This is a genomic window from Arthrobacter sp. Hb9-2 (assembly GCF_059091165.1).
Genome location: NZ_JBNHGJ010000045.1, coordinates 19,059 through 32,235 on the forward strand (window position 1 = coordinate 19,059; position 13,177 = coordinate 32,235).

Sequence of the window (13,177 nt, forward strand, 5' to 3'; positions counted from 1 at the left end):
AGGCTGATGATCACAGCCCGGCTGTCGATGGGGAGGCCCCGTGTTTTTGCTCGAAGCTGCAAAGGCCGGCGCGCCGCCGGACCTGGTGTTCTCCGCCAGCGACCTGGTGGCGGCCAGCGAATGTGAGTACCGCACGCTCCGGATCCTGGACGAAAAGCTGGGCCGCGCGCCTAAAGCCGACTTTCAGGCTGACGAGATGCAGGTCCGTGCCGGTGAGCTTGGTGACAAGCATGAGCAAACCGTCCTGGCCAGCCTGATCGCCAAGTACGGAGAATGGGATGCCAGCCGGGCTGCGGGTGTTTACTCCCTGGAGCGAGGGCAGAACCTGCGCGGGGACCTGCAGGCAAAGCACGCCGAAACTGAGCTCGCCCTTCGTTCCGGGGCCGACGTCGTTTTCCAGGCCACCTTCTTCGACGGCGAATTCCTCGGGTACGCGGACTTCCTCGTCAACGAAGCCGCCGGCACCGGCAGCCCGGGGCGCTACGAAGTCTGGGACACGAAGCTGGCCCGGCACGCGAAAGTGGGCGCACTGCTGCAGCTGGCTGCGTACGGGGACCAGCTTTTTGGGATGGGACTCGAGCCCTCCCCGACAGTTACCCTGGTGCTCGGCACCCGCGTGGGTGATGACTGGCTCCGCAGCAGCCACCCGCTTCCGGATTTGCTGCCTGTTTTCCGGGAGCGGCGCCGCCGGTTCCGCGAGTTGACAGGCCAGCACCGGTCGGCCAGTACCGCCGTGCAGTGGCAGCAGCCCGGGCTCGTCCACTGCGGCAGGTGTGACTACTGCGCGGAGCAGGTGCAGGTACACCGGGACCTGTTGATGGTGGCCGGCATGTCCGTGGTGCAGCGCAGGAAGCTGAATGCTGTAGGCATCCGCACCATCGACCAGTTGGCGGCACTGCCCGTCGAGGAAGCCAATAATTCTGTGGTCCGGCTGCGGGCCCAGGCCCGGATGCAGCTGGGCCTGGATGCTCCGGCCGGATCGCGGACCTTCATGAAGGACGGCCAGCCGCATACGGTCTCGTTCACGGTGCTGCCGGAGAACACCATCGGTTCCCTTCCGGCTCCCAGCTCTGGCGATATCTTTTTTGACTTCGAGGGTGACCCGCTCTGGCAGGACCCTGCCACCGGAGCCTGGGGCATTGAGTACCTGTTCGGCGTGATTGAGGCTCCGATTCCGGGCAGTCCCGGCAATCCTGTTTTCCGCCCGTTCTGGGCCCACTCCCGCTCCGAGGAGCGGCGCGCCTTCCTGGACTTCTTGGAATACGTGGAGGAGCGGCGGGCACGCTACCCGGACATGCACGTCTACCACTACGCCGCCTACGAAAAGACAGCGCTGCGAAACCTCTCCCTTGCCCACCAGGCCGGCGAGGACACTGTGGACGCCTGGCTCCGGGAGGGCCTGCTAGTCGACCTTTACGCCACGGTCCGGCAGTCCTTGCGCATTTCCGAAGCGTCGTACTCCATCAAAAAGCTCGAACCACTGTATATGGGCGGCAATTTGCGCTCCGGGGACGTCAAGGATGCCGGCGCATCAGTAGTCGCCTACGCGGCCTACTGTGCAGCCCGGGATGCGGGGAACGCCGCAGAGGCTGAGAAGGTCCTAACGTCGATTTCCGACTACAACCAGTACGACTGCCTTTCCACCCTCCGGCTGCGGGACTGGCTCCTGGAGATTGCCGGGCAGCCGGCTGCGGGGGCCGCCCCGGAGGCAGAAGCGGGACAACGCACCGGGTCCGCACCGGCGGAACGCCCGGCGGCCCCGGAAGAAACTGCCGAGGAGTCCAGGCTGCGCGAATATCTCGCCGGGCTGCCGGACAACCGCCCCTGGACGGACGACGAACGTGCCATCGCCATGGTGGCTGCCGCTACTGGCTATCACCGCCGCGAACGCAAGCAGTTCTGGTGGCAGCACTTCGACAGGGTGGAAGCGCCCATCGAGAACTGGTCGGACCAGCGGAACGTGTTTGTGGTGTCTTCGGCGGAAGTGACGTCTGACTGGGCCCTTGCCAAGCCCCGGGAACGGATGCGTACCCGGATACTGCGGCTCCACGGCACCATGACGGAGGGATCGGACTTTCGAGCGGACTCCAGCTGGTGCCGGCTCTACGATGCACCGTCGCCGGACGGCATGGCCCATCCCGACGCCGCTCCCGGCACCCGTTCGTTCACGTTCGGGACCAGGATCAGCGAGGTTGGGCCGGCGCCGGACAACCCGGAGCACACAATCATCACCATCGCCGAGCGTGAGTCCGGAAAGGTTGCCGCCTACCCGCACCTTCCCGTTGCCCTCACGGAGGACCAGCCCCTGGCCACCGCCAGCATCGAAGCTGCCATCGCGGAAATCGCCGGCAGCGTCGGCTCTTCCGTGCCGCACCTGCCTGCCCACCCGGGACTGGACATCCTGCGTAAACAGCCCCCGCGTTTCCGCGCCCTCCAGCAGCCCGTGGACGTCCCGCACCGGCCGGACGGTTCCGCGGACTACGCCGCCGCAATCACCGATTCCGTCCGCGACCTCGACCGTTCCTACCTCGCCGTCCAGGGACCGCCCGGGACGGGAAAGACGTACGTCGGCGCCCACGTCATCGGCCGGCTGATTAGTGAAGGCTGGAAGATCGGGGTTGTAGGCCAGTCGCATAACGTGGTCGAAAACCTGCTCTGCTGCGCCATCAAAACCGGCGGCGTCGATCCGGCTGTGGTGGCCAAGAAGCTTTCGTCGCCGCACGACGTTCCATGGAAGTCCTCCGCCGACGGTGATGTCGCCAGGCTGTTGGCTTCTCCCGGCGGCTGCCTCGTAGGCGGCACCGCATGGACCATGACGGGCAAGGAAGTTCCGGCCGGTTCCCTGGATCTACTGGTCATTGACGAGGCGGGGCAGTTCTCGCTCGCCAACACCCTGGCTGTCTCCCGCGCGGCCAAACGGCTTCTCCTGCTCGGTGATCCGCAGCAGCTGCCGCAGGTCTCGCAGGGCGCGCACCCGGAGCCGGTGGACGAATCAGCGTTGGGCTGGCTCGCCGCAGGGCACGCCACCCTGCCTGCCAACCTTGGCTATTTCCTGGCCGACAGCTGGCGGATGCACCCGGATTTGTGCCGTGCAGTCTCCCAACTGAGCTACGACGGGAAACTCCAGTCCGCCCCTGCGGCTTCCCAACGCCAGCTTGAGGAATTGCCTGCAGGGGTTGAGACTGCCTTCGTCAACCACACTGGCAACACCACCGCGTCGAAGGAGGAAGCCGCCGAGGTTGTGCGCCAGGCGCGGCGGCATCTTGGGCTGAAGTGGACTCCCGGCACGGATGCAGAGTCACGTCCCCTTGGACAGGAAGACCTCTTGGTGGTGGCCGCGTACAACGCGCAGGTCCACCTGATCCGGAAATCCCTCGAAGAGGAAGGCCTGACCGGCGTTCGGGTCGGAACAGTAGACAAGTTCCAGGGCCAGGAGGCACCGGTGGTGCTGGTTTCGATGGCGTGTTCGGCCGTCAGCGAGGCACCCCGCGGGGCGGAGTTCCTGCTGAACAGGAACCGGATCAACGTTGCAGTATCGCGCGGGCAGTGGCGGGCGGTCATCATCCGCTCCCCCGAACTGACCAGCTACATGCCGCACCGGCCCGCCGCTTTGGAGGAGCTCGGTGCCTTCATCGGCCTCAGCCCGCGGGAGTGAGGCAACAGGGAAAGGCAATCCCGCGAGGGAGTGGCAGGCCTACACGTTTGCCGCTCAGCGGGCCCGGAAACTGCGGAAGCTGCCTTCAGCCTGTGAGATCGAGTCTTCCACGCGTTCCACCCGGCCGGGCGTGGCATCGGAGTTCAGCCACGCGCGGAGCTCGTGGATTTTCCATTGGGGCCCCTCGGCCACCAGGGCGACCGAACCGTCGTCGAGGTTCTTCACCTCACCGGTGAGGCCAAGCTCCTCCGCCTTGCCCATGGTCCAGAAGCGGAAGCCAACCCCCTGGACGACGCCGAAAACGCGGGCAGTCAGCCGCACGGCCTCCGAGGCATCCGACGGATCGGACGCATCGGACGACGAAGATTGCCTGTCAGTCATCTGGGCTCCCCTCTGCTAACCAACCAACTGCCCGGCGGCCGCCGTCCCAACCAGGTCGCAGTTAACGCTCCGAAAACGGGTTTTCACGGCGTCAAGTGCGACCCCATTTGGGCGGGCTTGGGCGCTTAGTTGATGGTGATGTCGCGGGTGCGGTGGTTGTAACGGATGGTCACCGTGCCGCCGTCGTGGTGCAGTTCGTGGTTGGGACCGTCGAACGTGCCGAAAGCGCCGTAATTCTCATCCCAGGACCGGTTCAGCGCGATCTTGAAGGTGTAGTTGCCGGCCGGCAGTTCGGCGCTCTTCTTCCAGAGCTGGTCCAGGAAGTCGAACTCCATCTGCGCTTCGTCGTACTGCGGAGCCCAGTTCTCGGGTGCACCAAGGATGGTGTTGAAATCGCCGGCGACGGCCACCGCTTCGGGCTGCGGGTGCGTCTCGACATCCGGGTCCTCGAAGGAACCGACAGCAGCAGGTGCTGCTGCCTCCTCAGTGGTCTTGGCCGGAGCCTTGCCCTTGCGCACAGCCTTCACAACGGGCTCGACGGCGTCTTCGAGCACCTTCGCTGCCTTGCCCACGGCCGCAGCGGCCTTCTTGGCAGGAGTCTTCTTCGCGGGCTTCTTGGGCTCCGTCGTGGCGGCGGTCTCCACCGGCGCCACGGTTTCGGCGGTGGCGAAGGTCGGGCGCACGAAACCTGCGGGAGCCGTGGGAACCGGGGTTTCGGCAGGAACGGGGGTGCCGGCGTCGAGCGCGGAGGCGAAGGACACCGGATCCGGGAACGCCACCGTGGCGCGCATGCCGTCTTCGGTGATGGTCCAGCCAGAGCGGCCCTTGACCAGCCAGCCGGCCTTGACCAGCTTCGCGGTGGCTGAAGTCAGCGTCTTGTGGCCGCGGGGAATGCCGCCGCTGAGCAGTTCGCGCTCATGGTCGTTGAACGGCACCCGGGCGGTAGCCTCAGCGAGGACCTGGCCCGCGTTCAGTGCATCACCGGACCACACGCCTTCGGTCAGGACATCCAGCACGGTCTTGAGTCGAAGGAAGGTGTTTTCTGCGGTGGACTTGGCCATGATTCCCCTTTTATAAAGCGATCGGTCTTAGGCATCATGCCAACTGCCCGTTAAATCGCGCGACTTGAAATGGTTAACTCTGCGTGTCGTGACCGACTATGAAGCGGACATTCCACCAAGTGAGTCTGGAGTATCGGGTAAAGGGCTGAACTGCACAACCCCGTAGCGCTGGCATGGGTGCCGCTCCGCACCTTCCCGGATACGCCTGCGGCACCAAGTTTAGCGGTATCAGGGCGGGGACGTTGCGTGAGACACAGCAGGCGTCAGTGGGTTACTTCGCCGCTGTTCAATTCGTCCAGCAGCTCCGCCTTCCGCTCCTCCGAAGCGAAGGACGAATGGATGGAGTTTGCGGCCAGCCGGGCCTTGTCAAAATCAGAGAGTTCGAACACCGTTTCCAGCTGGGCGAAGTTGTCGTCCACGTAGCCACCGAAGTACGCGGGATCGTCCGAGTTGACCGAAACATTGAGTCCCGCCGCGAGCATTGCGGGCAGCGGGTGGTCGGCAAGGGTGTCCACGGCGCGCAGCCGCACGTTGGAGAGCGGGCACACGGTCAGCGGGATCCGGGCGTCAACGAGGCGTTCCACGAGGTCCGGATCGTCCATGCAGCGGATGCCGTGGTCAATCCGCTCCACTCCGAGGATGTCCAAGGCTTCAATAATGTACGACGCCGGTCCCTCCTCGCCAGCGTGGGCGGTCAGCCGCAGGCCCGCTTCGCGCGCCTTGTCGTAAAGCCGCTCAAACTTCGACGGCGGATTGCCCACCTCCGCGGAGTCCAGGCCGATCGCAGCAATGGGGGCGTTCATTGCCAGCAGTTCGCCCAGGACTTCCAGCGCTGACTCCTCCGGGAGGTCCCGCAGGAAGGCGGCGATCAGCAGGGTGGAGATTCCGAAGTCCTCTTCGGACGTCGCCAGCACCGATGCGACGCCGTTGACGCAGGTTTTCAACGGGATACCGCGGGAGAGGTGGGCCTGGGGGTCCATCATTATTTCGGCATGCCGCACGCCGGCAGCGGCGGCACGCTCAAGGTAGGCGTAGGTCATGTCCGCGAAATCTTCCTCCGTCTGCAGTACCGCCATGTTGGCGTAGTACAGGTCAAGGAAGGACTGCAGGTCCGTGAACTCGTACTTTTCGCGAAGTTCGTCCAGGCCGCTGTACGGCAACACGACGCCATTCCGCTCCGCGAGCGCAAAGATCAACTCCGGCTGGAGTGTCCCCTCAATGTGGAGGTGCAGTTCCGCCACCGGCAGGAGCCTGCCAGGGACCTCGAGCTCAACTGCATCAGGTTCGGTTTCAAGCGCGGCAGCACCGGCCGCAAAGTTATCCATCCGGTCAGGATAATGCCCGCCGCCGGATTCGCCACTAGAGTCGAACCAATGCAGAACACTAAGCACGCTGATGACCTGCAGTATTCACCTCCCACCCACGCAACCGATGGTTTTGTCCGGGTGCGCGGAGCCCGCGAGAACAATCTCCGCAACGTGGACGTGGATGTTCCGCGCGATGCAATCGTGGCGTTCACCGGGGTTTCCGGCTCCGGGAAGTCATCACTTGCCTTCGGTACGATCTACGCGGAGGCCCAGCGCCGCTACTTCGAATCTGTAGCCCCGTACGCCCGCCGCCTCATCCAGCAGGGGCACAATCCCAAAGTGGAGCTGATCAGCGGCCTGCCGCCCGCCGTCGCGCTTCAACAGCGCCGCGGCGCACCCAGCAGCCGGTCCACGGTGGGTACTGTCACCACGCTCTCCAACTCCCTGCGCATGCTCTTTTCCCGCGCGGGCACCTACCCGGCCGGCAGCGCACAGCTGGACTCGGACGCTTTCTCTCCCAATACAGCCGCCGGGGCGTGCCGGGAATGCCACGGCCTGGGCATAGCCCACACCGTCACTGAATCCTCGCTGGTCCCGGACCCGTCATTGACCATCCGTGATGGCGCCATCGCTGCCTGGCCCGGCGCGTGGCAGGGAAAGAACCTGCGGGACATCCTTGTACACCTGGGTTACGACGTCGATGTCCCGTGGCGCAAACTGCCGAAGAAACACCGCGACTGGATCCTCTTCACCGAGGAACAGCCCGTGGTGGAGGTGACTCCCCAGCGTGACCGCGTGGCCAAACCGTACAAGGGGCGCTTCTGGAGTGCCAGGAGCTACGTGCTCCATACGCTGGCCGATTCGCAGAGCGCCGCCATGCGCGAGCGGGTGCTGGCGTTTATGGAGTCAGGGCCGTGCCCGCTCTGTTCCGGGACGGGGCTGACACCGGAGGCCTTGGCGGTGACGTTTGCCGGCAGGACAATCGCGGAACTCAACCGCCTCCCCATGGCGGACCTCGCGGAGATCGTCCGGCCCACGTCGGAGTTGGCCGACGCCGGCACGGCCTCACGCACGCAGGTTTCCGGCGAGTCGAACGAGGTTGCGGTAGCGATCACCAGGGACCTGCTCCACCGCATCACCGTCCTGCTGGACCTCGGGCTGGGCTACCTCGCCCTGGGCCGGGCTACGCCCACCCTGTCGCCGGGCGAGATGCAGCGGCTGCGCATCGCCACCCAGCTGCGCTCCGGCCTTTTCGGCGTGATCTACGTGCTGGACGAACCGTCAGCCGGACTCCATCCGGCTGACGCCGAACCCCTCCTGGACGTCCTGGAACAACTGAAGGCATCGGGCAACTCGGTGTTCGTGGTGGAGCACAACATGGACGTGGTCCGCAGGGCCGATTGGCTGGTGGACGTGGGCCCGCGGGCGGGCGAAGGCGGCGGTGAGGTGCTCTACAGCGGGCCAGTGAACGGGCTGGCCGGCATCGAGGCCTCCGTCACCAGGCCGTTCCTTTTTGGCGACGCCATGCCACAAGTGCCCGGGGTTGGGGGTGCGCGCAAAGAGAAGACAAGGGAGCCTGCGGGATGGCTGGAGCTGACGGACGTCAGCCGGCACAACCTGCGCGGACTGAATGCCCGTTTTCCCCTTGGCGTCCTTACTGCCGTAACTGGCGTTTCGGGCTCGGGAAAGTCCACCCTTGTCAGCCGGGTGCTTGGCGAGGTTGTTGGCTCCGGACTGAGATCGCCTGCTGAGATTGAGGAGTCCCCGGAGCCCCTTGCCCTGGGAGACGTCACGGGAGGCGACCACATTGACCGCCTGGTGACTGTGGACCAGAAACCCATCGGGCGGACGCCGCGCTCCAACCTGGCTACCTACACGGGACTTTTTGACGCTGTCCGCAAGGAATTTGCTGCCACCGAACAAGCCAAGCTCCGCGGCTTCGGTGCGGGCAGGTTTTCGTTCAACGTGGCCGGCGGGCGCTGTGAGACCTGCCAGGGCGAGGGCTTTGTGGCAGTGGAACTGCTCTTCCTGCCCGGCAGCTACGGACCTTGCCCGGAATGCGCCGGATCCCGCTACAACCCGGAAACGCTCGAGGTGGAGTACCGCGGCAAGACCGTGGCGGACGTGCTGGCCATGACCGTGGACCTCGCCGCGGAGTTCCTGGTTCACGTCCCTGCGGCCGCCCGGAGCCTGAAGAGCCTGCAGGACGTGGGGCTCGGCTATCTTCGGCTCGGGCAGCCGGCCACGGAACTGTCCGGTGGAGAGGCGCAGCGCATCAAACTGGCCAGTGAGCTTCAGCGGGCGCAGCGGGGCCACACCCTGTACCTGCTGGATGAGCCCACCACCGGCCTGCACCCCGCCGACGTGGAATTGCTGATGGCGCAGCTCCACGGACTGGTGGACGCCGGAAACTCCGTGGTGGTTGTTGAGCACGAAATGGCAGTAGTGGCCGGCGCGGACTGGGTGATCGACCTGGGGCCGTCAGGCGGGGACAAAGGCGGGCAAGTCATGGCAACGGGGACACCCGCCGTCGTCGCGCAGTCACAGGAGAGCCGCACTGCCCCGTATCTGGCCGCAGCCCTCGGTCAGGGAAACACCAGCCAACGCCCAGAAAAATCTCGATTTGATAACGGCCGGTTGATGTCTTAGCGTGAAGGGCAAGCCCGCGAACGTGGGCGCATGAATGCCCGGTGCTGCCTCCACCAGAACTGCCCAGCTGGCAGCCACCGAACTTGACCTCTATTTGTCAGGGGTGGGCAGTGGCGCGATGATCTCCGGGGACGGAACCAGCGCAGGTGGCCTTCAGGAGCATCACCATCATGAAAAACACCACTTTCCGTACTGTCGCGCGCCGAGGAGCCACCGTGGCGGCCATTTCGGCTGCAGGCATCGCCCTTTCCGCCACCGGGGCCAACGCCGCCACCAGCACGTCCACCTGGGATGCCCTCGCCCAGTGTGAGAGCGGCGGCAACTGGGCCATCAACACAGGCAACGGCTACAGCGGCGGCCTGCAGTTCAGCCCCAGCACCTGGGCTGCTTACGGCGGCACAGGTTCAGCGGCCAACGCCAGCCGTGAGCAGCAAATTGCCGTAGCCGAGCAGGTCCAGGCGTCGCAGGGTTGGGGCGCCTGGCCGTCCTGCGCTGCGCAGCTCGGCCTGAGCGGAGGTGCCACCGGCGTCGCACCGCAGAGCGTTCCCGTCCAGAGCGCTCCGGTCCAAGCGGCACCTGTCCAGGTGGCGCCCGTTCAGGCCGCGCCCGTTGTCTCGGCGCCTGCTGTCCAGGCGCCGGTGGCCAGGCACGTCACGTCGGTGGCCCTGAGCGGCGAGACCTACACGCTGCAGGCCGGCGATACCCTGAGCATCGTGGCCCAGAAGCTGGGCATCCAGGGCGGCTGGCAGCACCTTGCCGACGCGAACCTGGACACCATTTCTGACCCGAACCTCGTCTTCGAGGGACAGGTCATCCAGCTTCCCGCGTAAGCGACGGCACGTTAGTGCCCGGGTCCCGATAGGGCTCCCTCATCGGTCGGCGATAGACAAATTCCGTTGACCAAAAAACGACGCCGGCACGCCCCCAAAAGGGGCGGGCCGGCGTCGTACTTTTTTATGTGGTGCCGCCGCAAGACTTAGCTGGCCACGGGCAGTTCGCGGACGATCCGGACCTTCCAGGCAGATTCGTCGGAGGTGTCCAGGAGGGCAACGGTGCCGTGGGCCAGGTTGAGGGCGACGCGCTTGGCGGCCAGGAGCTCCAGGTAGAGGTGCTCGTTCATGCGGCTGGGGGTGTCGATCATGTACTTCACGGCGTCGCGGACCTTGCGGTAGTTCGCGCTGCGTTCGCGGTGCAGGTGCAGCTCCAGCGCCGACTGCTGCTTGAGACGGGGCTCGTGGCGGTTCAGCCAAGTAACCGCGGCGTGAACGCCGACGACGAGGGTGAGCGAGACGGCATAAATCCACCATCCGCTGGAGAGCAGGAAGAGCGGCAGGTTGGCGATAGCAACGATCGCGATAACGACGCGCGCAGCTGCGATGCGGCGCATGGTGGTGGCGACGGCAGCCATGCCGGCGCGGAAGCCGTGCTGCTCCTTGCGCGCTGCCTCAGGGTCAAGGGTAAATTCATCAAGGACCAGGATGCCCTTGAGTTCCGGACTCAGCATCTGCCCGTAGCGGGGCACGAAGGAGTGGGTGGTTCCGGTGGTTTTTTCAACTGAAGATGTCATGAGAAGGCTTCCAAAACGCTGGGGTGGTTGCGGTGATCTTAGTGGTTCCGTCCATCCGGTGTATGCATAGGTCCACTATGTGAACATTTCAGTGCCCCGTCTGTGGCGCCGGGCACTGCAATTGGCACATCAGCCCGCTGCCGTCAGACTGAAGGGATGCAGACTTTCCTCCCGTACCCCGATTTCCGGCAGAGCGCCGCCGCCTTGGACACTGCCCGGCTCGGCAAGCAGCGCGTTGAGGCGCTGCAGACGCTCCGGTCCCTGGTGATTCCCGGATACGGCTGGCAGACCCACCCGGCGATCCGGATGTGGATGGGTTACGTGCCCGCGCTGACCATGTACGGGCTGGCGATGGTGGACGAGTGGACCAAGCGCGGGCACCCCGACAAGACCCGCGAAAACATTACCGAGTTCGCCCCGCAGGCAGCCCACCCGGACTACGCCTCGAAGATTCCTATGCCGCCGTGGCTTGGAGATCCGGATTTCCACCTCAGCCACCGCTCCAAGCTGGTGCGCAAGGAACCCAAGTTCTACAGCTCCATCTTTACTGATGCGGTACCGGACATGGATTACCTCTGGCCTGAACCGAAGCATGAGTTCCTGCCGCATGAACCCGAAGGTGACATTCTCTGGATCCTCCGTTCGCCGCATGCCGACGTCGATCCCCAGACGCTGGACACTGTGGCACTGCCGCCCGTGCATGGGTTTACCGCTGCCGTGGCTGCTGATTCCGACGACGATTACACCCCGGTGTACATCGAGGACGGATCCCGGCGCCCCTCGAAGCAGCCCCGGAAGGCCCCGCCGAAGCAACTGGTGAAGAAGCCCACCCGCAAGCGCCTGGCGCAGGAGGAGGCCTTCTCCACGCTGCCCGGAAAGACGCCCGTTGCTGTCCCCTTCGAACACGGTGCCAAGTTTGCCGTGGGACAGGTGGTGGGCCGGCCCATCAAGCTCGACGACGGCAGGTTCGGGCGGAACTTCACTGTCACGGAGATCATCGACCGGTCCGCCTTTGCCTACCCTGCGCTCCTGCAGGACCCGCGCGTGTTCTTCCCGGTGGAGGCACCGTAAAGCATGACAATCCTCCTTGCCGGCTGTGGCGATCTCGGAACCGAAGCCGGATTACGTGTCGCTGCCCAAGGCCACCGCGTGGTTGGCTGGCGCCGCTCGCCCCAGAAGCTGCCAGCCGCGATCGAAGGTGTGGCGGCTGACCTGAGCGCAGCCGACCTGCCGCCGGTCCCGCCCGACACCACCGCCGTCGTGATAGCCGTAGCTGCAGACTCACCAACGGAGGAGGCCTACCGGTCTGCGTACGTGCAGGGCGTCGCCAATGTCCTTGACGCATTGGAGCGCGACGGCGTGACGCCGGAGCGGGTGCTCTTCGTCTCTTCCACCGCTGTTTATGGCGACGCCAGCGGCGGCTGGGTTGATGAGCGCACGACGGCGGTTCCCGGCAGCTTCTCAGGGCGGGTTCTTCTGGAGGCCGAGGAGCTCCTCCACGCCAGGTTTACTGGGACAGGAACCGAGGCGGTCGCACTCCGCCTGGGTGGCATCTATGGCCCCGGCAGGACGCGGTTGATCGACCAGGTACGCAGCGGTTCAGCCATCATCCCGGAAGACGTCCGCTACACCAACCGCATCCATCGCGACGACGCTGCTGCTGCCATCGTCCATCTGGCCACTCTGCCTTCAGCGCCGGCGCCTGTTTACATCGGGGTGGACGACCATCCCGCCGACCTCGGCGCCGTGCTCCGCTTTCTTGCCGCGGAGATGGGCTTGGTTGAGCCTCCCGTTGGGGATGCAGGCCCGGCGCGCGGGGGCAACAAGCGCTGCAGCAACGCTCTCTTCCACAGCACTGGTTTCGAGTTCGTCTTTCCGTCGTTCCGCGAGGGCTATCGGGACATTCTCGCCGGCAACGGGGTCCGGCACCCATAGCTCAAAGACCTTCCCCCGGCCTGCCAGCGCTTAGGCTGTCCCCTGGACGGCAGCAACTTTGAGACGCAAGTGAGGCAAGGGACCCGTGGATTTTCGACACATCATTGAGACGGTCGGAGAGTTCGTCGACTTTGCCGGGGTGGCTGTTATGGTCATCGGTGCCCTGGTTTCCATTCCTCTGGCACTCCGTGGGCACCAGCCGCATAACCTGCCTGCGGGGGCTGAAAACCTCAGCGTTTACCGTCTCTACCGGCAGCTGCTGGGCAGGTCCATCCTGCTGGGCCTCGAACTCCTGGTCGCCGCCGACATCATTCGCACCGTGGCTGTCACTCCGACGTTCGAAAGCGTCGGGGTTCTGGCCATCATTGTGCTGATCCGGACCTTCCTTAGCTTTTCGTTGGAGCTGGAAATTACGGGCCGGTGGCCGTGGCAGAAGGAGAAGCGCACCTCGGATTCCGCGGAAGCCGCGGCGCGCTGACTCCTAACGCGGCCTTACTGTAGGTTTTCCACATAGCCGCTCCTTGAGGCACTTTTGTCAGTGGTCTTTGGCAGAGTTGTCCTATGGAAGCCAGTGGGGATCAGCTTGCGGAGTACGGCGGTTCTACCGCTGTGCTGACCCGGG

General features: G+C 65.1%; 10 protein-coding genes. 6 read left to right on the forward strand and 4 right to left on the reverse strand.

All coding sequences use genetic code 11. The features are described from left to right. Positions 1 to 40: 40 nt before the first annotated feature. Entirely contained in the window at positions 41 to 3,655 is a 3,615-nt protein-coding gene (locus AC5RV1_RS19260) for a TM0106 family RecB-like putative nuclease (RefSeq protein WP_493995660.1), read from the forward strand. Positions 3,656 to 3,709: 54 nt separating this feature from the next. Here the strand turns inward: AC5RV1_RS19260 and AC5RV1_RS19265 are convergent, their stop codons facing one another. The 3 genes from AC5RV1_RS19265 to AC5RV1_RS19275 form a co-directional block, all read right to left on the reverse strand. After that, positions 3,710 to 4,036, reverse strand: a complete 327-nt coding sequence (locus AC5RV1_RS19265; protein ID WP_493995661.1) for an acylphosphatase — start codon at positions 4,034 to 4,036, stop codon at positions 3,710 to 3,712. 125 nt (positions 4,037 to 4,161) lie between these two features. Next, positions 4,162 to 5,097, reverse strand: a complete 936-nt coding sequence (locus AC5RV1_RS19270) for a pullulanase X25 domain-containing protein (RefSeq protein ID WP_493995662.1) — start codon at positions 5,095 to 5,097, stop codon at positions 4,162 to 4,164. Between the two features lie 263 nt (positions 5,098 to 5,360). Beyond that, the gene (locus tag AC5RV1_RS19275; RefSeq protein WP_493995663.1) at positions 5,361 to 6,422 is read right to left on the reverse strand and encodes an adenosine deaminase; all 1,062 of its coding nucleotides are present in this window, start codon (positions 6,420 to 6,422) and stop codon (positions 5,361 to 5,363) included. 48 nt (positions 6,423 to 6,470) lie between these two features. Between AC5RV1_RS19275 and uvrA the strand changes: the two genes are divergently transcribed. Further along, positions 6,471 to 9,053 (forward strand): excinuclease ABC subunit UvrA, encoded by a 2,583-nt coding sequence (gene uvrA / locus AC5RV1_RS19280; protein WP_493995664.1) that lies wholly within the window; start codon positions 6,471 to 6,473, stop codon positions 9,051 to 9,053. Between the two features lie 170 nt (positions 9,054 to 9,223). Then, positions 9,224 to 9,883: a transglycosylase family protein gene (locus AC5RV1_RS19285; protein ID WP_493995665.1), complete on the forward strand. Its 660-nt coding sequence runs from the start codon at positions 9,224 to 9,226 to the stop codon at positions 9,881 to 9,883. 146 nt (positions 9,884 to 10,029) lie between these two features. On the opposite strand, the gene AC5RV1_RS19290 is transcribed toward AC5RV1_RS19285, so the two are convergent. After that, entirely contained in the window at positions 10,030 to 10,620 is a 591-nt protein-coding gene (locus AC5RV1_RS19290; RefSeq protein ID WP_493947686.1) for a hypothetical protein, read from the reverse strand. Between the two features lie 156 nt (positions 10,621 to 10,776). Here AC5RV1_RS19290 and AC5RV1_RS19295 point away from each other — a divergent pair, with 156 nt between their 5' ends. From AC5RV1_RS19295 to AC5RV1_RS19305, 3 genes are all read left to right on the forward strand, one after another. Continuing rightward, entirely contained in the window at positions 10,777 to 11,691 is a 915-nt protein-coding gene (locus tag AC5RV1_RS19295) for an MSMEG_6728 family protein (RefSeq protein WP_493995666.1), read from the forward strand. Positions 11,692 to 11,694: 3 nt separating this feature from the next. Next, positions 11,695 to 12,555 (forward strand): SDR family oxidoreductase, encoded by an 861-nt coding sequence (locus AC5RV1_RS19300; RefSeq protein ID WP_493995667.1) that lies wholly within the window; start codon positions 11,695 to 11,697, stop codon positions 12,553 to 12,555. An 85-nt stretch (positions 12,556 to 12,640) separates the two neighbouring features. Continuing rightward, positions 12,641 to 13,033, forward strand: coding sequence for a DUF1622 domain-containing protein (locus tag AC5RV1_RS19305; protein WP_493995668.1), 393 nt, complete (start codon positions 12,641 to 12,643; stop codon positions 13,031 to 13,033). Positions 13,034 to 13,177: the final 144 nt, after the last annotated feature.